General features: G+C 59.1%; 16 protein-coding genes and 5 tRNA genes. 16 read left to right on the forward strand and 5 right to left on the reverse strand.

Features of this window, described 5'->3' with window-relative positions; translation table 11 throughout:
• The first annotated feature begins 259 nt into the window (after positions 1-259).
• The 6 genes from OCV64_RS04670 (at position 260) to OCV64_RS04695 (ending at position 2,401) form a co-directional block, all read left to right on the forward strand.
• Positions 260-1,573 carry a hemolysin family protein gene (locus OCV64_RS04670; RefSeq protein WP_262669498.1) on the forward strand — a complete coding sequence of 438 codons (1,314 nt, stop codon included), beginning with the start codon at positions 260-262 and terminating at the stop codon, positions 1,571-1,573.
• Positions 1,574-1,740: 167 nt separating this feature from the next.
• Positions 1,741-1,814, forward strand: a tRNA-Gly gene (locus tag OCV64_RS04675).
• Positions 1,815-1,817: 3 nt separating this feature from the next.
• A tRNA-Arg gene (locus OCV64_RS04680) sits at positions 1,818-1,894 on the forward strand.
• Between the two features lie 135 nt (positions 1,895-2,029).
• Positions 2,030-2,106: transfer RNA gene (locus OCV64_RS04685), tRNA-His, on the forward strand.
• 65 nt (positions 2,107-2,171) lie between these two features.
• Positions 2,172-2,246: transfer RNA gene (locus tag OCV64_RS04690), tRNA-Gln, on the forward strand.
• A gap of 79 nt (positions 2,247-2,325) precedes the next feature.
• Positions 2,326-2,401, forward strand: a tRNA-Lys gene (locus tag OCV64_RS04695).
• A gap of 294 nt (positions 2,402-2,695) precedes the next feature.
• Here the strand turns inward: OCV64_RS04695 and OCV64_RS04700 are convergent.
• Both OCV64_RS04700 and OCV64_RS04705 read right to left on the reverse strand, forming a co-directional pair.
• Positions 2,696-3,145, reverse strand: coding sequence for a hypothetical protein (locus OCV64_RS04700; protein WP_262669443.1), 450 nt, complete (start codon positions 3,143-3,145; stop codon positions 2,696-2,698).
• An 18-nt stretch (positions 3,146-3,163) separates the two neighbouring features.
• Complete coding sequence (locus OCV64_RS04705) at positions 3,164-3,601, reverse strand: LytTR family DNA-binding domain-containing protein (protein ID WP_240286739.1); 438 nt, start codon at positions 3,599-3,601, stop codon at positions 3,164-3,166.
• A gap of 217 nt (positions 3,602-3,818) precedes the next feature.
• On the opposite strand from OCV64_RS04705, the gene OCV64_RS04710 reads away from it, so the two are divergent.
• From OCV64_RS04710 to OCV64_RS04730, 5 genes are all read left to right on the forward strand, one after another.
• Positions 3,819-4,610, forward strand: coding sequence for a TatD family hydrolase (locus tag OCV64_RS04710; RefSeq protein ID WP_262669444.1), 792 nt, complete (start codon positions 3,819-3,821; stop codon positions 4,608-4,610).
• Positions 4,597-5,277 (forward strand): hypothetical protein, encoded by a 681-nt coding sequence (locus tag OCV64_RS04715; RefSeq protein WP_240286743.1) that lies wholly within the window; start codon positions 4,597-4,599, stop codon positions 5,275-5,277. Before OCV64_RS04710 ends, OCV64_RS04715 begins: the two co-directional genes overlap by 14 nt.
• Positions 5,274-5,894, forward strand: a complete 621-nt coding sequence (locus OCV64_RS04720) for a TatD family nuclease-associated radical SAM protein (RefSeq protein ID WP_147571074.1) — start codon at positions 5,274-5,276, stop codon at positions 5,892-5,894. Before OCV64_RS04715 ends, OCV64_RS04720 begins: the two co-directional genes overlap by 4 nt.
• A 284-nt stretch (positions 5,895-6,178) precedes the next feature.
• Positions 6,179-6,754 (forward strand): hypothetical protein, encoded by a 576-nt coding sequence (locus OCV64_RS04725; RefSeq protein ID WP_147571073.1) that lies wholly within the window; start codon positions 6,179-6,181, stop codon positions 6,752-6,754.
• A gap of 2 nt (positions 6,755-6,756) precedes the next feature.
• Positions 6,757-6,918, forward strand: a complete 162-nt coding sequence (locus OCV64_RS04730; RefSeq protein WP_186852250.1) for a hypothetical protein — start codon at positions 6,757-6,759, stop codon at positions 6,916-6,918.
• A 48-nt stretch (positions 6,919-6,966) separates the two neighbouring features.
• Here the strand turns inward: OCV64_RS04730 and OCV64_RS04735 are convergent, their stop codons facing one another.
• The 3 genes from OCV64_RS04735 to OCV64_RS04745 all read right to left on the reverse strand — a co-directional run bounded on the left by OCV64_RS04735 (position 6,967) and on the right by OCV64_RS04745 (position 10,876).
• Entirely contained in the window at positions 6,967-8,307 is a 1,341-nt protein-coding gene (locus OCV64_RS04735; RefSeq protein ID WP_262669445.1) for a butyryl-CoA:acetate CoA-transferase, read from the reverse strand.
• Between the two features lie 105 nt (positions 8,308-8,412).
• Positions 8,413-10,293, reverse strand: a complete 1,881-nt coding sequence (locus OCV64_RS04740; protein WP_262669446.1) for a DEAD/DEAH box helicase — start codon at positions 10,291-10,293, stop codon at positions 8,413-8,415.
• Positions 10,280-10,876 (reverse strand): shikimate kinase, encoded by a 597-nt coding sequence (locus tag OCV64_RS04745; protein WP_147571070.1) that lies wholly within the window; start codon positions 10,874-10,876, stop codon positions 10,280-10,282. Before OCV64_RS04745 ends, OCV64_RS04740 begins: the two co-directional genes overlap by 14 nt.
• Before the next feature lie 196 nt (positions 10,877-11,072).
• Between OCV64_RS04745 and OCV64_RS04750 the strand changes: the two genes are divergently transcribed.
• The 5 genes from OCV64_RS04750 to ptsP are packed head-to-tail and all read left to right on the forward strand — an operon-like array spanning position 11,073 to position 15,451.
• Positions 11,073-11,207, forward strand: coding sequence for a hypothetical protein (locus OCV64_RS04750; protein ID WP_262669447.1), 135 nt, complete (start codon positions 11,073-11,075; stop codon positions 11,205-11,207).
• 59 nt (positions 11,208-11,266) lie between these two features.
• A complete protein-coding gene (locus OCV64_RS04755; protein WP_262669448.1) occupies positions 11,267-12,598 on the forward strand; it encodes a Na+/H+ antiporter NhaC family protein in 1,332 nt (443 codons plus the stop codon).
• Positions 12,595-13,524, forward strand: a complete 930-nt coding sequence (locus tag OCV64_RS04760) for a carbohydrate kinase family protein (RefSeq protein ID WP_262669449.1) — start codon at positions 12,595-12,597, stop codon at positions 13,522-13,524. Before OCV64_RS04755 ends, OCV64_RS04760 begins: the two co-directional genes overlap by 4 nt.
• A 29-nt stretch (positions 13,525-13,553) precedes the next feature.
• Positions 13,554-13,811, forward strand: coding sequence for an HPr family phosphocarrier protein (locus OCV64_RS04765; RefSeq protein WP_147571067.1), 258 nt, complete (start codon positions 13,554-13,556; stop codon positions 13,809-13,811).
• A 14-nt stretch (positions 13,812-13,825) separates the two neighbouring features.
• Positions 13,826-15,451, forward strand: a complete 1,626-nt coding sequence (gene ptsP / locus OCV64_RS04770; RefSeq protein WP_262669450.1) for a phosphoenolpyruvate--protein phosphotransferase — start codon at positions 13,826-13,828, stop codon at positions 15,449-15,451.
• Positions 15,452-15,817 lie beyond the last annotated feature (366 nt).

Genomic DNA, 15,817 nt, shown 5'->3' on the forward strand with positions numbered 1-15,817 from the left:
AGCGTTAAGGTTGCGGGGAATGCCTTGACGTGAGAGCCGCCTTTGGATATGATAATGTTGGCCGGTGCCACAGCGGCGCCGGAAGCCTGTGTAAAAAGGAGCCCCTCGATTCTTATGGATCCTGACCGAGACGGTCCCTGTCACTTACAAATCGATAACAGATGAAAAAAGGCATAGCCTGTTTCGCTTTGCGCGGAGCGGGCCATGCCTTTTGCATATGTCAGCACAGGCGAAAGAAATCAAAGGAGGAACTGATTTGATGACCATAGCGCTCCAACTGCTGCTCCAGGTGGTACTGATCGTGATAAATGCCTTTTTTGCGGCGACAGAGATTGCCGTGATCTCTCTAAACGCCAATAAGCTGCGTAAGTTGGAGGAGGAGGGGGACAAGCTGGCCCCCAGGCTGCTAAAGATGGTGGAGGAGCCAGCCGGATTTTTGTCCACCATTCAAATCGGGATCACCTTGGCTGGCTTTCTGGCCTCGGCCTTTGCCGCCGACAGCTTCTCGGAGTACTTGGTGCGTTGGTTCTGCGAGGATCTGGGTATCACGATGTTGCCCATATCGGTGGTGGATACCCTGTCTGTGATTTTCATTACCTTGATCCTATCCTACTTTACACTGGTATTCGGAGAGCTGGTACCTAAGCGGATCGCCATGCAGAAGCCTATGGAGATGGCTCGCTTTTCCTGTCGAGTGGTATCCGCCATAGAAGTGCTGGCCCGGCCTGTGATCTTTCTGCTCTCCTGTTCCACCAATGGGGTGCTGCGGCTTATTGGGGTGCCCGTGGAGGTGGAGGAGGAGCAGGTCACCGAGGATGAGATCCGCATGATGATCGACCTGGGGAATGAAAATGGCGCTATTGACGCGGAGGAAAAGGAACTGCTACATAATGTATTTGACTTTTCTGAGCAGGCTGTGGGCGATGTGATGACCCGGGCAGCAGATGTAATTACCCTGTGGGAAGACGCGGATCGGGAGGAGGTGCTGGATGTAATTCAAAGCAGTGGGCTGTCCCGCTTTCCTGTATGTGGAGAGGACGACGACGATGTGGTGGGTGTGCTCTATGCCCGGGACTTCCTGCTGGACTGGACGGGCCGGGGCGGCCATACGGTGCGGGAGCTGATGCGCCCGGCCTACCTGGTACCAGACAGCCTGTCCGCCGGCGACCTGCTGCGGGATATGCAGCGAAAGAAGATACATCTGGCTGTGGTGATGGATGAATATGGAAGTTTGGCAGGTGTTATCACGGTGGAAGACCTGCTGGAGGAGATCGTGGGCAATATTTATGATGAGTACGACCCTGCGGAGCCGCCGGAACTGGAACAGATAGGCGAAGGCCTGTGGAGAGCCAGCGGCGCGTTGAGCGTGGGGGAACTGGCCGAAACTCTGGGGATCGAGTTGTCCGGCGACCTGGACTATGACACGGTGGGTGGAATGGTACTCAGCTGCCTGCGTACCATTCCAGAGGACGGCAGCCGGCCGGCGGTTCAGGTCAACGGACTGGATATCCAGGTGGAAAAAGTGGAAGACCATCGGATCCAATCGGCTCTGCTCCGGAAAGCGGCTACATAAGGAACACGCGGGGGAGGGGCAGCCCCCCTCCCCGCGGTTTTGACCGGAATCCCTGCCGGAGAGAGAAATATTTTATGAATTGCTGTAAACAGAAGAAAAGGGATTGACAAACCGGGTCTTGGTGTGCTACAATTTCAAGGCTGACGTGGAAGGACCGCGCCTTCTATGCGGGTGTAGTTCAATGGTAGAATCCCAGCCTTCCAAGCTGGTCGCGTGGGTTCGATTCCCATCACCCGCTCCATACGCGCCTGTAGCTCAGGTGGATAGAGCAACTGCCTTCTAAGCAGTGGGTCAGGGGTTCGAGTCCCTTCAGGCGTGCCAGTCGGAGCAGTTTTGTTCTGGACATTGTGGCGTAGTCCTCCCCTGTATTCCCCTTATCCTCTCAAGTTGGATGGTCCTCTGACAGGGCGAAGGCCCCCGGTTTTGGGAGCCAATCTGTGAACAGTCAGCGATATGGTGGGTGTAGCTCAGTTGGTTAGAGCACCGGATTGTGGTTCCGGGTGTCGAGGGTTCGAGTCCCTTTACCCACCCCAGACCAATAAGGCGTAAGGGCCGGGAGCTTCGGCTCCGGCCCTTGCCTTTTCTTCGCGGCAGATACAGGGGTGTAGCCAAGTGGTAAGGCAAGGGACTTTGACTCCCTCATTCGCTGGTTCGAGTCCAGCCATCCCTGCCAAAATCTGATGGAAACATCAGCCTCTGGCGACTCCTTATGGACTTGTGCCGGAGCCAATATTTCAAAAAAGAATATATATGACCCAGTAGCTCAGTCGGTAGAGCAACTGCCTTTTAAGCCGTGGGTCCGGGGTTCGAGTCCCCGCTGGGTCACCACGTCGGAGCAAAGTTTCTCTTTGCTCCGACACTTTTTTATGCGTGTGCAAATAGCGTTATCCCCCCGCCCACTTGCTCATCCTCTCCAAATCGCAACCGCTTGCTCCGACTTTTTTATAATTGGAACTCACCGGCTGGACCGGTGGTGATGATTCAAAAGGTAAAATACATATGTATTGCTGCACTGGGCTGCAATTTGATTTGGAATCAAAATGGGCTTTGCTGCGTATGGCTCGGAAATGTCCGACAAAACGGCAGGACATCCCGTCAGATGTCCTGCCGTAGTTTTACCGTCTATTCATTCTGATACTGGCGCAGCCTCTCATTGAGCCGTTGGGTATCCCGCCGGAGAGCAACATGGTCAGCGAACCACATGGAAGCCAGACCGAACTCCAGAAAAAGAGCCAACAGCGCGGCGCCCCACAGGGGAACGCCATCAAACCAGCCGCATAGGGCTGCCCCTCCTACGAATCCCAGATTGGATACCAGTGCCCACAGGGCGGTGCGGCGTATCAGGGCCTCGCCCTCCCATACCTCTCTCCGGGGAAAGATCCAGGACTCAAGGACAGCCACCCCCATAGATACCAGCAGCATCTCCCCCAGAACCAGGATGGGGATGGATTGCCGCCCCATAAGCCATTGGGCAATACAGTCAGTGAAAACAAGGGCCGCGGTATAGACGCCCATGTGGTACTTCATGGTGACGCCCCAGCTGTAATAGTGGATAAATTCTTCTCTGAACATAGATAACACTCCTTTCTCTCACAGTCCCAGCCGCTCCCGCAGCAGGGGCGCATAGTGGCGGGAGACCACCAGCCTCTCCTCTGTTTCCAAAGTGACCTCGATCCTCCCGCCAGGCTGACTTTTCAGGGCGCGGACACGGTGAAGATTGACGATGGATGACTTGCCTGCGCGGAAAAGGCCAAGGCTTCCATACCGCCCCTCTAGCTCCGCCAAGCTAAGAGCAGTCTGATAGACTGCCGCGGAGGTATAGAGGAAGGTGTGGTCATCCACACTCTCACAGTACACCACCTCACTGGGAGAGAGGAGGGTGACCTCGCGTCGCTCATCCCACGCACACAATTTTTGCAGGCCGGAGCGGAGAATGGACAGCACCCAGAGCATCTCCTGGTCCAAGTTGGAACAGCGCAGGATGACCTCGTTTTCCTCTAAAGGGGCGTGTTCTACTGAGATCTTCAAGAGGGACCCCTCCTTTCAACGACAGCATATCAGGCTTTGCGCCAAAGGGCAAGGGGAATACCGCTGACCTGCCTTTTTTGGGGGGCAGGAGGAAGAAGGGAGGAGTCCCCCCATACCGACGTGAATGAAGGAGAGACAGGGGGGCCATCCACTTGCATTTTTAAGGGGATGGGAGTATGATAAAAGACACGCTTGATGAAGAAGAGAGGGGTAGCCTATGGCGGTATTCGACACCCACGCCCACTATGACTCCGGGGCCTTCAACGCCGACCGGCTGGAAGTGCTGGCCTCTATGCCGGGATGCGGGGTGGAGCTGATTTTAAATCCCGGCTGTGATCTGGAGAGCTCAAAGACGGCCCTGGAGCTGGCAGACCGCTTTCCCTATGTCTACGCGGCAGTAGGGGTCCACCCCTCCGACTGTGGAGACTGGGAAGACGGGGCTCTACTGGAGCTGCGGGCGTTGGCCGCCCACCCGAAGGTCCGGGCCATTGGAGAGATCGGACTGGACTACTACTGGAAGGATAACCCGCCTCGGGCCTTACAGCAGAATGTCTTTCGCCGCCAGCTGGAGCTGGCCCAGTCCCTCCATCTGCCCGTTATCGTCCATGACCGGGAAGCCCATCAGGACTGCCTGACCATTGTCCGGGAGTATCCCCAGGTTACCGGGGTGTACCACTGTTATTCCGGCAGTCTGGAGGACGCCAAGGTGCTGGTCAAGCTGGGATGGATGCTGTCCTTCACCGGCGTCATTACCTACAAAAACGCCAGGAAGGCCCTGGAGGTCATCGACTGGCTGCCCATGGACCGGATTATGATTGAGACTGACTCCCCCTACCTGACGCCGGAACCCTTCCGGGGTAAGCGGAACGACTCCAGCCATGTTCATCTGGTGGCGGAAGCCATCGCCCGGGTGAAGGGGCTGACTTCGGATGAGGTGGCCCGTATCACCCTGGAGAACGGGAAACGGTTTTTTGGCATCAAAGGGGGAGAGCCTAATGAGGCGCCGTAGTATCTGGTACTGGCGCTGGGACTTGTTGCTGACTGTGCTGCTGTCAGCTGGGATCGCCTTTGGAGCGCAATACCTGTACGAACAGACACTGGAGGAGGGGTACCAGGCGTATTTGGAGAAGAACGCCGCGGAAGAAGGCTCAGTCGGTGCGGTGGCCAGTGAAGATATCCCTCTGGCTGAGACCTTGGCTGATATGGAGAACAACGAGTATTTTACGATGGAGATGGACTCCATTACTCTGAATAGCAACAGCCCCGGCGGCTATATCGACGGACTATTCTGGCATATTTTCCAGTTGGAAGACGGCACACGGATCGCCGCCAAAGTCAACTCGGACAGCGTGGTATACCGGGAGGAGGGGGAGGCCCCTATGACAGCCAGCTATGCCCGCCTGCCCATCGGCACTCTGGCGCGGGAGTCCCTGACGGACGACCAGCTGGAGGAGCTGAACAAGTACCATGGAGTTACCGTGGATACCTGCTATATTGACATGGAGGGGGGCCACGCCACGGCTAGCCAGGAGGATTATGTGGAATACCACGGCCTGTTGGCCTGGGCCGCGGCCTTCGCGGCTGCCTGGATCATCATTCGGTTTGTGGGGGTGCGCACAGGTGTCTTTCCACCTATGCTGCCCAAGAAGAAAAAGGAGAGGACGGATCTACCATGACCATTACCTATGAATATGAGGACGCGCTGTATGTGAACCTGACCAACAAATGCAACTGCAACTGCGAATTCTGCCTGCGCCACGGCAGGGCGCAGGGGTCCATCTATACCGAGGACTCCCTGTGGCTGGAGCGGGAGCCTACCCGCCAGGAGGCTCTGGACAGCTTTTTGAGCCGGGATGTGTGCTCCTACCGGGAGATCGTATTCTGTGGCTATGGCGAGCCCACCTACCGCCTGGATGATATCTTGTGGCTGGTGGACGAGCTGAAGGGGCGTTTCGGGGATAAGCTGCCCCCAGTGCGTATCAACACCAATGGACACGCCAATCTGATTCTGGGCCGGGATGTGTGCCCAGAGCTAAAGGGACGCATCGATACCCTGTCTATTTCTCTCAACTCGGACAACGCGGCGGACTACACCGCCCTGTGCCACCCCGTTCAGGGGGAGGCGGCCTATCAGGCCATGCTGGATTTTGCCGGAGAGGCCAAGCGCTATGTGCCCCATGTGGTGCTGACTATTGTGGACAAGGACAAGACGCAAGAGGAGATCCAGAACTGTCGGGACATCGCTGACCGGTTGGGAGTGAAGCTGCGTATCCGCAGCTTTATCGACTCCTGAACGGAGAACACCGGGGCAGCCAATAAGAAAAGGGGGCGCCCCTGTAGCGCACCCCCAAGTTGAATTTACGCGGTGAGAGCCAGCTCCTCTCTGGCCTCCCGCTCGTTATCGGCAGAGAAGCAGAACCGCCCTGCCCAGTCGTAGACCTCCACATGTCCCCGTACCCAAACGATGCTGTAATCCATAATGTTCTGCTCCTTTCTTGTCTGATCGACAACCTAAGTATAGGAAAAGAGCAGTCCCATAAAACGGACTTTTTACAGGGCGTTGAGGAGTGAGTAGACATGATCATCATAAGCGCTCTTTATTTAGTCAGCCTCTATGGGACCCAGGCCGTTTTACTGGGACCCATTCTGCTGTCGGACGGGAGTGGAGACCTGGATATCCCATGGGGACTGCTGCCGCCGGCGGTGATCGCCAACCTGATTCTTGCCGTGGTAGCCATCATCTTTCTGATCAAGCGGGTGAGGCGAGTCCAGGCAGACCTTTCCGCCCGGAGAAGGCTGAATCACTTGGCCTTGGCCATGAAGCTGCTGACCATCCCCTTTTTTATCACGCACCTGCAGATCTGGTCAATGATGTTAGCCGCCTTTCTCGTGATTCCAGGTCTGCAGATCTTGCTGCCCTTCGGATTTCTTGGCGTAGCCTTTGCCTATTCCGTGGTGCTGGCCACCTCGGCCTACTCCATCAGCGGGCTGTATGTGCAGTACCGGCTGGGCAACCTGACGGGGAAAAAGTTTGCCCGAAATGTGATTTTTCAACTGATCTTTGTGCTGGATGTAATCAGTTATCTCGTATTTTATTTCCAGATCCGCCGGTCCTGTAAGGAGCAGACGGGATGTGAGAAAGGAGAGAGCTGAAATTGGACCCGATTTTTTACACAGTTCAGAGAGTCAACGGAGATTACGCCGACCTGCTGTCTGATGGGGGGCGGGAGCACTCTATTACCATGTTCCTGCTGCCGGAGGGGACCACGGTGGGCAGCCGGTTGAAGTGGGAGGACTTTCAGTGGGAGCTGATTTGAAAAATCCCTGTGCCTTTTGGACACAGGGATTTTTTATTAGCAAGCTTTTTACTTGTTGCTGCGCCGCCAGATGCCCATTTTCTCCGCGTCCTTGATGAGCTGTTCACGGAAATCAGGGTGGGCGATGGAGATGGCTGCCTCAGCGCGCTGCCAAGTGGACAGGCCCTTCATACATACCATTCCGTACTCAGTCACGATGTAGTGGGTGCAGGACCGGGGATCGGTGCAGATGGAGCCGGGAGTCAGAGTGGGGACGATGCGGCTCTTGACCGTGCCATCCTTGCCGGTGACGGTGGAGGACATACAGATGAAGCTCTTGCCCCCCTTGGACAGGTAAGCGCCCATGGCGAAGTCCAACTGTCCGCCAGTGCCGGAGATGTGCTTGATGCCGGCAGACTCGGCGTTGACCTGGCCGAACAGGTCCATGTCAATGGCGTTGTTGATGGAGATGAAATTGTCGATCTGGGCCATGACATGGACGTCGTTGGTATAGTCCACAGGGGCAGCCATCACGTCGGGATTGCGGTCCACGTAGTCATACAGCTTCTGGGTGCCGGCCGCAAAGGCAAAGACCTGGCGGCCTTTATCCAGCGCCTTGTGCCGTCCGGTGATCTTGCCGGCGGCGGCCATGTCCACGAAGGCGTCCACATACATCTCGGTATGGACAGACAGATCCTTTAGATCGGACTGAGCGATCATGGCGCCGATAGCGTTGGGCATACCACCGATGCCAAGCTGCAGGCAGGCACCGTTGGGGATCTGGGGCACCACCAGGTTGGCCACCGCTTTGTCCACCTCAGTAGCAGGGCCGCCGGCGCCAAGCTGGGCGATGGGGGGATTATCTCCTTCCACCACATATGTCACGTCCTGAATGTTGATTTCTGTACCAGTCAGGCCATAGACCCAGGGAAGATTTTGATTGACCTCTACGATGACGCGCTTCGCCCGGGCCAGCATATCCGCCAGGTGGGAGCAGGCCAGACCAAAATTAAAGTTGCCATGCTTATCCATGGGGGTGACCTGGAGCATTACCACATCTACGGGATCCAGGTGTTCCCGGTAGAACCGGGGCAACTCGGAGTAGCGCATGGGGCTGAAATAACCCATTCCCTTGGCGATGATCTTCCGGTCGATTCCGCTGCAGTGCCAGGAGTGCCAGGCGAAGTGCTCCCCGGCGTCCTCGGCCTTGGCGATCTCGGGCATCCACATGGTGACGCCGCCCCGGACCTTGACATCGGTTAGCTCATTCTGCCGGGCGGCCAGGGCCTTGTCCAAGGCAATGGGGTGGTTGGTACACCAGGTGTAATCTACCCAGTCACCGGACTTGACCACCTTGACCGCCTCGTCGGCGGTGGTCAGCTTCTGCTGATAGAGGGCCTGATAATCCATACTGTTTTCCTCCATATTCTGTATATTAAATAGTATTTTGTAAGACAAATTGACTGGGAGCGGACATGGAAGCGGGAGAGGGCCCCTCTGCTCCGTCCACCGGGATCATCTGCCAATATCCAAGTAATAGGGCTTCATCAGGCTATGCTGCTCGGTGGAGTCCTTAGGCTGACCATTCCGGCGGGGTTCCAGTGGCTGGGAATGGCGCCTGTCGGGGCGGGAGGTCCGCTTCTTGCCGCCGGACTTCTTTTCCAGCGGGCCTTTGGGCGCAGCCCCCTTGGACTCGGACTGCTGCCCGGCGCGGGACTTGGCCTTCTGCCGGTGCGCCTGACCGGGCTGGGGGGCCGGCTGGCCCTCTCTGCTGCTATGTCCCTTGCCGGCACGGCTCTCCTTTCGGTCACTCCCGCCGCGAGAGGGAACCAGGGGGGAGCGCCGGGGCGCCAGAAGCCGGGCGGTGGCATCCATGATGACATCGCTGTCCAGAGGGTTGGGCCGGTGGAAATCGGTGCGTGGCATGGCGTCGCCGGTGTCCATCAGCGTGCCGGGACGTACTCCTCGCTTGGGTGGTTCGGAGCGGCGGATGGGACTCTCGTAATCCTGGAGGGCGGCGGGTGCGGTGCCGGGGGGCACCCCTTCAGACTGACCGGCCTTTTTCTTCCGGCGGCGGGAGCGGGAACGCTTTTCCTCCTGCTCTCCTGCCTCCTGGCCCTTCTGCTGGGCCTGGGCCGCCTTGCGCTGGAGGGTCTCCTTCTGGCTCTGGTCCCGCATCCGGCGCAGCTCTTTGGCAGCGGCCCGGGCCTCGGCGTCCTCAGCGTTGATGGGCTTGCCGTTTTTGTCCCGCTTGGGGGCCTCAAAGACCTCCATAGGCCAGGGGTGGTCCTCCACCACAGGTACCTTTCGTCCCATAAGCTTCTCAATATCATTCAACAGGGGTTTTTCCGAGAAATCGCACAGGGCCACGGCCACGCCCTCCCGGCCCGCTCGGCCGGTGCGGCCGATGCGGTGGACATAGGTTTCCGGGACTTCGGGCAGATTGTAGTTAAAGACATGGGACAACTCCTCGATGTCCAGCCCACGGGCGGCGATATCAGTGGCCACCAGGCATTGGATCCGGCCAGCCTTAAAGTCAGACAGAGCCTGCTGCCGGGCGGTCTGGCTCTTATTGCCGTGGATGGCGGCGGCGGGGATCCCCGCTTTGACCAAGTCCCGGGCAACCTTGTTGGCCCCATGCTTGGTCCGGGTAAAGACCAGCGCGTTCTTCGCCTTCAACTGTTCCACCAGAAGCGCCAGAAGCTGGGTCTTATTGCCCCGGTCTACGAAGTATACGGTCTGGTGGATGGCATCCACCGGGGAGGATACCGGATCTACCGCGACCTTGACCGGATCCTTCAGCAGAGAGTTTACCAGCTCGGTAATCTCCGGGGGCATGGTAGCAGAGAAAAAGAGCGTCTGCTTCTTTTGGGGCAGCCACTTGAGTATTTTTTTCACGTCGTGGATAAAGCCCATATCCAGCATCCGGTCGGCTTCGTCCAGGACAAAAATTTCCAGATGATTGGCGGAGATCAGCCCCTGGTCGTGGAGATCAATGAGCCGGCCCGGAGTGGCTACCAGGATATCCACCCCCCGCTTCAGCGCCTCGGCCTGGGGGGCTTGACCCACGCCGCCGAAAATGACGGTGTGGCGCAGCTTCAGATACTTGCCGTAGGCCGCAAAGCTCTCTCCAATCTGGATGGCCAGCTCGCGGGTAGGGGTGAGGATCAGAGCACGGATCGGACGGCCGGCGGCGGGAGAGGCGGCCAGCCGCTGGAGAATGGGGGCGGCAAAGGCGCAGGTTTTGCCCGTGCCAGTCTGGGCACAGCCCAGTACGTCCCGGCCCTTCAAGGCAGGGGGAATGGCCTTCTCCTGGATGGGAGAGGGCTTGGCATAGCCCTGCTCCTCCAGGGCACGCAGGATGGGGGCGTTGAGCCCCAAATCACGAAATGTCATTGGATCCTTCCTTTTCTGATTCAGAACGGAGCCGGATCGCTGCCGTCTGGCCCACATTGACCCCGTGGGCTGGGGCAGAGAGGTCCTGGGACAGACAGTCCAGAACCGCACCCGTAGTCTGGGCAAGAGTCTGACCAGGCAGGCAATCGACGATGAGATCGGCATATTTTTCATAAAGGGGGCCTCGATAGGCCATTAAATCCGCCAGGCCCTGTCCCGGAGCCATGGCAATGCCCCGAGTGGCCAGATCCTGGATGCGGCGGTCCAGCTCCTCCAGAGGGACGCGGAGATAGATGACCCGTCCCAGTTCCTTCAAATACAGCGCGCCTTTTTCCCGGCATACCGCGCTTCCCCCTGGGGCAATGACCGCGTTCTGACACTGAAGGGAGAGAACAGCTTCCTCCTCCGCGTCCAGAAAAGCCTCGGCCCCCTGAGTATCCAGGATCTCTTGAAGAAGGGCGCCCTCCCGCCGCTGGATGACCAGATCTACATCGACAAAGCTCAACCCCAGGGCCTTGGCCAGCAGAACCCCCACAGTGCTTTTGCCAGAACCAGGCATACCGATGAGTACGAGGTTGTCCAAAAAGATTCCGCCTTTCCCTATTATAATATGCTCCAGTATGCCAAGGGCATAGGAACGATTCCAGGGAGAGGGAGGCGCACAACAAAATGGTCGGACAGCGGCCCGGCCCCGAAAAATAGTATTGTCCCATATGCTCTGAGAATTTATTATACCATACCTTTTTTGGAAAAGAAAGGGGGGACAGGACGAAAAGGAAATGGTGGGCCATGCTGAAAAACCGGATGACACTGGAGCGAAAAAATGCTATAATGGCGGCAAACAGGAGGGACATAACGGGACTGACAGCCCTGAGGAGGGGACCGAGCGGACCGACGGCATGGCACGATTGTAGTATTGCGGGATGAAAAAGTGTCCCATCTCGGGCGGAGAGGGATAAAAGGGGAGAAAAAAGTGGATCTTTTTGTGGCGTTTGGGGTGTTCCTGGCTTGTGTGGCCTGCTGTATGGTCATGGGGCTGCCCCAGTTTTTGGCCCTGCTGGTGGGGCTGGTGTGCTTTTTCCTGGTCGGGATGCACCGGGGACACCGGGCGGCTGACCTGGTCCAAATGACCCTGACGGGAATGAAGACCTCAGTAAAGGTGCTGCGTATCCTGGTCCTGATCGGGCTGCTCACCGCCCTGTGGCGGGCGGGGGGGACGGTGGCCTTCTTCGTCTGGGGAGGCGCACAACTCATCACACCCAGGACCTTCATCCTGGTGGCCTTTTTGCTGCCAGCCCTGTTCAGCTTGGCCTTTGGCAGTTCCTTCGGTGTAGTGGGCACCGCGGGAGTGATCCTGATGGCCATCGCCCGCAGCGGCGGGGCCGATCTAACCGTCACCGCCGGGGCTATCATATCCGGGATCTATGTGGGAGAGCGGCTGTCCCCCGCTTCCTCCTCCGCGGCGCTGACAGCGGCGGTGTCAGGGGCGGAGCAGAGGGCCTTTCAGCACGAGATGTGGCGCACTACCCCTCTGCCCATGGCTTTGTCGCTGGCTGTCTACGGTGTCCTATCCATCCTGTGTCCCATCCGGCAGGTAGACAGCCACATCATCGAGGCTTTAGAGAGCGGCTTTCAGTTGAGCTGGGTGACACTTCTTCCAGCCGCCGCCGTGCTCCTTCTGCCCTGGCTCAAAATAAGCGCGTTCCTGTCCATCACTGTCAGCTGTGTCCTGGCCGCCATCTGCGCCCTGTTCGTCCAAGGGATGGATCTGGGTGAACTGCTGCTGGCCTGTCTGGTGGGCTACCAGACAGCTCAACCGGGTCTGGCGGACATTATGGCCGGCGGAGGCCTGAGTTCCATGATCAACGTCGTGCTGACTGTGGTCCTGTCCTGCGCCTATTCTGGTATCTTCAACGGGACCGGGCTGCTGGATCCGGTGACTGACCGGGTGGGGCATCTGGTAGACCGGGTAGGTCTGTTCCCCGTCCACATCCTGCTGTCCTTTGGCTGCTGCGGCCTGTTCTGTAACCAGGCTGTGGGCATTGTGATGGGGGCCCAACTGATGGAGGGGGAGTACCGCCGGCGGGGCCTGGATTCCATGGAACTGGCGGTCAATCTCGGAAATTCTGTGCTTAATCTAGCCGGTCTGGTGCCCTGGGCCATCTCCGCCAGCGTCCCGCTGACCACCCTTGGGGTGGGAGCGTCAGCGCTGCCCCTGGCGGTCTACCTCTATCTGGTGTCCCTGTGCTGGTGGGCTTGCCTGGTCTGGAAGGAAAAGAAGAGAAAGAAGGCGGCGGCATTATGAGAGATATCATAAGCGTTGGAGAGGTCCTCATCGACCTGACCCAGACGGGAACAACAGATCAGGGAATCCCAGCCTTTGCCGCCAATCCAGGAGGAGCCCCCGCCAATGTGGCGGTAGCGGCGGCGCGGCTGGGGGCGGAGACCGCCTTTTTTGGAAAAGTGGGCCGGGACAGCTTTGGCGCCTACCTGCGCCGGGTGCTGGAGGAAAATGGCGTGGACTGCTCCGGCCTGCGGACGGGCAGCCAGCCCACCACCCTGGCTGTGGTGTCGGTAGACTCGCGGGGAGAGCGGGACTTTCAGTTCATCCGGGGGGCCGACTGCACTTTAAGCCCGGAGGAGGTGGATGAGGAGGCTCTGGGCCGCACCAAATTTCTCCATTTTGGCTCGGTGAGCCTGACGGCGGGACTGGAGCGAAACGCTACCATTTTCGCTGCCCGCCACGCCCACCGAGCGGGCGTCCTGGTCAGCTATGACCCCAACTATCGGGCGCCCCTGTGGAAGAATCCAGAGGAGGCCGCCCAGTGGATGGCCATACCTCTGCCCCTGGTGGATGTGATCAAGCTGTCAGAGGAGGAGCTCCCCCTCCTCACCGGCACGCGGGACCCAGAGGAGGGCAGCCGCCTGTTGGAAGAGCGGGGTATTTCCCTGATCTTGGTCACACTTGGGGAGCGGGGGGCCTTCTGCCGCTGGCGGGGAGAGAGCTTTTCTGTCCCCGGTGCCTCGGTCCAGGTCGCTGACACCAACGGAGCCGGAGATACCTTCCTGGGGGCTGTGCTGGCCCGGCTGTGCAGCCGGGGAAGGGAGCCGCTGGCGGGGCTGACGGCAGAGGAGCTGCGGGACATTCTGACCTATGCCAACCGAGCGGCTGCCATCACCTGCTCCAGAAGCGGAGCGATCCCGGCTATGCCCAGGGCGGAGGAACTGTGAGTCTTGAGGGAAAAGGAGATGGTGACCAGGTGAAGCAGTTTCCGTACACGGTAAAGGACCCGCTGGGTCTCCATGCCCGGCCTGCCGGCCTATTGGTCCAGACAGCCAGAGGCCTGGACAGCACGGTTGCCATAATCAAAGGAGGGACAGCGGTGGAGGCTACCCGGATCATCGCCTTGATGACATTGGGCGTGCGCCAGGGGGATCAGATCACCGTGACCGTCCAAGGGGGAGATGAAGAGAGGTCCATAGCGGTCCTGGAGCGTTTTTTCCGGGAGAACCTGTAAAGGAGGCTGGTTTCATGGAGGCGATCAGGGGGACATGGAGCATCGGCGGAATTGCCTTAGGTCCCATCCGCATCTGTCCCCGAATGGGCCGAACTGATACAGCCGGGCCGACATTGTCCCCGGAGGAGGAGCTGAACCGCTTTGAGGCCGCCCGGCGCGGCGCCATGGACCAGCTGGAGGACCTCTATGGACGGGCCTTGGACCAGGCGGGGATGGAGGCGGCTGCCATTTTCCGCATCCACCAGATGCTGCTGGAGGACCCGGATTACCAGGAGGCGGTGCACACCTCCATTCGCCGGGGAGAGGGAGCTTGCCAAGCGGTTCAGAGGGCGGGAGCGCGGTTCACCGCCCTCTTTTCCGCTATGGAGGACGAGTATATGCAGGCCAGGGCCGACGACATGAGGGACATTACGCGCCGGGTGGCGGACCTGCTTACCGGAGTCCGGGAGGAGGACTTGCTGGGCGGGGAGCCGTCCATTCTGGCGGCAGAGGAATTGTCCCCCAGCCAGTTGATCGGACTGGACCGGGACAAGCTGTTGGGGCTGGTTACCCGAGATGTGGGGGCCAGCAGCCATACCGCGATCCTGGCCCGGGCCATGGGCGTCCCGGCTGTGATGGGGGTAGAAATCCAGGAGGACTGGCAGGGAAGAACAGCCATGCTGGATGGAGACCGGGGCTGGCTGTACCTTGACCCCACAGAGCAGATAGTGGAGGAGGGGGAGCAGATGGCCCGTAAGGGCAGGGAGGAGCGGCTGCGGTTAAACCAGTGGAGAGACCGGGATACAGTTACTTTGGATGGCCGGGAGATGCCGTTGCTGGCCAATATTGGCAGCGGCGCCGAGGGGGAGCTGGCCCGGCAGAAGGGCGCCCAGGGCGTGGGGCTGTTCCGAAGTGAGTTCCTCTTCCTGGACCGGGATACCTGTCCGGATGAGGAGGAACAGTTTGCCGCCTATTCCCAGGTGGTGCGGGCGATGGCTGGCCGGCCGGTGGTCATCCGGACCTTGGATGTGGGGGGAGACAAACAGGCCCCCTGTCTGGGGCGTGAGGGGGACAGCTCCCCCTTGGGATGCCGGGGTATCCGGCTGTCCCTAGCCCGTCCCGACCTGTTTCGCCCACAGCTCCGGGCCATTCTCCGGTCTGGTGCTCTGGGACCAGTTTCCCTGATGCTGCCCATGGTGACAGCCCCGTGGGAGGTCCGAAGGGCGAGGGAGATCCTGGAGGAGTGCCGAAGTGAGTTGCGGAGCCAGGGCCGGGAGCCGGGAGAAGTGAGAGTGGGGATCATGGTGGAAACGCCTGCCGCCGTTGTGCTGGCGGATGAGCTGGCCTTAGAGGCGGACTTTTTTTCCCTGGGGACCAACGATCTGACCCAGTATACTCTGGCGGCAGATCGATGCCGCGCCGGCGGCGCTTACGATCCCAGGCACCCGGCCGTTTTGCGGATGATCCGCCACACCGTGGAGGCGGGGCACCGGCACGGCCTCCGGGTGTCGATCTGTGGAGATCTGGGGGCAGATCCTGATTTGACGGAGACCTTCCTCCGGATGGGGGTGGACAGCTTGTCCATATCCCCAGAGTTCATTCTGCCCTTAAGAGAATTGATTAGCGGTCTGGATTTATCCGAAGACCGTCCAGCGGAGTAACAGACTAAGGAGCCGCGCGGTGTACAGCCGTGCGGCTCTTTTGATAAGATCCGGAAAAACGCCCATACTATCCTCTTGACAAAGCTGAGATGTCAGGGTATGATATATACACCCCACCCAGGGGGGGTATAAATAAGCCGGCGATACCTTGGAAAGCGATATCTTTGAGCGGCAAAGCTGGAGGATATGGCGGAGCGAGGACAGGAAGCAGGAATTCAATCAAACAGGCAGCGCCTGCTCCGTTTCCCATTCAGACCGTTCTATTTGAATGGTGGCACGCGCACTGTAATCTCTAAGGCAGCAGAGCCGCCCCCGAAAATCCTCCGCTCCGAATTTGTGCCGCCTCCGCAGTGTGGAGCGCGGCGC

Origin of the sequence: Muriventricola aceti (genome assembly GCF_025567565.1) — a bacterium.
Lineage (GTDB): Bacteria > Bacillota > Clostridia > Oscillospirales > Oscillospiraceae > Lawsonibacter > Lawsonibacter aceti.

Coding starts and splice junctions, on each gene's coding strand:
- OCV64_RS04670 (WP_262669498.1), top strand. CDS start 260: ATGACCATAGCGCTCCAACTGCTGCTCCAGGTGGTACTGATCGTGATA.
- OCV64_RS04700 (WP_262669443.1), bottom strand. CDS start 3,145: ATGTTCAGAGAAGAATTTATCCACTATTACAGCTGGGGCGTCACCATG.
- OCV64_RS04710 (WP_262669444.1), top strand. CDS start 3,819: ATGGCGGTATTCGACACCCACGCCCACTATGACTCCGGGGCCTTCAAC.
- OCV64_RS04715 (WP_240286743.1), top strand. CDS start 4,597: ATGAGGCGCCGTAGTATCTGGTACTGGCGCTGGGACTTGTTGCTGACT.
- OCV64_RS04720 (WP_147571074.1), top strand. CDS start 5,274: ATGACCATTACCTATGAATATGAGGACGCGCTGTATGTGAACCTGACC.
- OCV64_RS04725 (WP_147571073.1), top strand. CDS start 6,179: ATGATCATCATAAGCGCTCTTTATTTAGTCAGCCTCTATGGGACCCAG.
- OCV64_RS04735 (WP_262669445.1), bottom strand. CDS start 8,307: ATGGATTATCAGGCCCTCTATCAGCAGAAGCTGACCACCGCCGACGAG.
- OCV64_RS04740 (WP_262669446.1), bottom strand. CDS start 10,293: ATGACATTTCGTGATTTGGGGCTCAACGCCCCCATCCTGCGTGCCCTG.
- OCV64_RS04750 (WP_262669447.1), top strand. CDS start 11,073: ATGGTGGGCCATGCTGAAAAACCGGATGACACTGGAGCGAAAAAATGC.
- OCV64_RS04760 (WP_262669449.1), top strand. CDS start 12,595: ATGAGAGATATCATAAGCGTTGGAGAGGTCCTCATCGACCTGACCCAG.
- ptsP (WP_262669450.1), top strand. CDS start 13,826: ATGGAGGCGATCAGGGGGACATGGAGCATCGGCGGAATTGCCTTAGGT.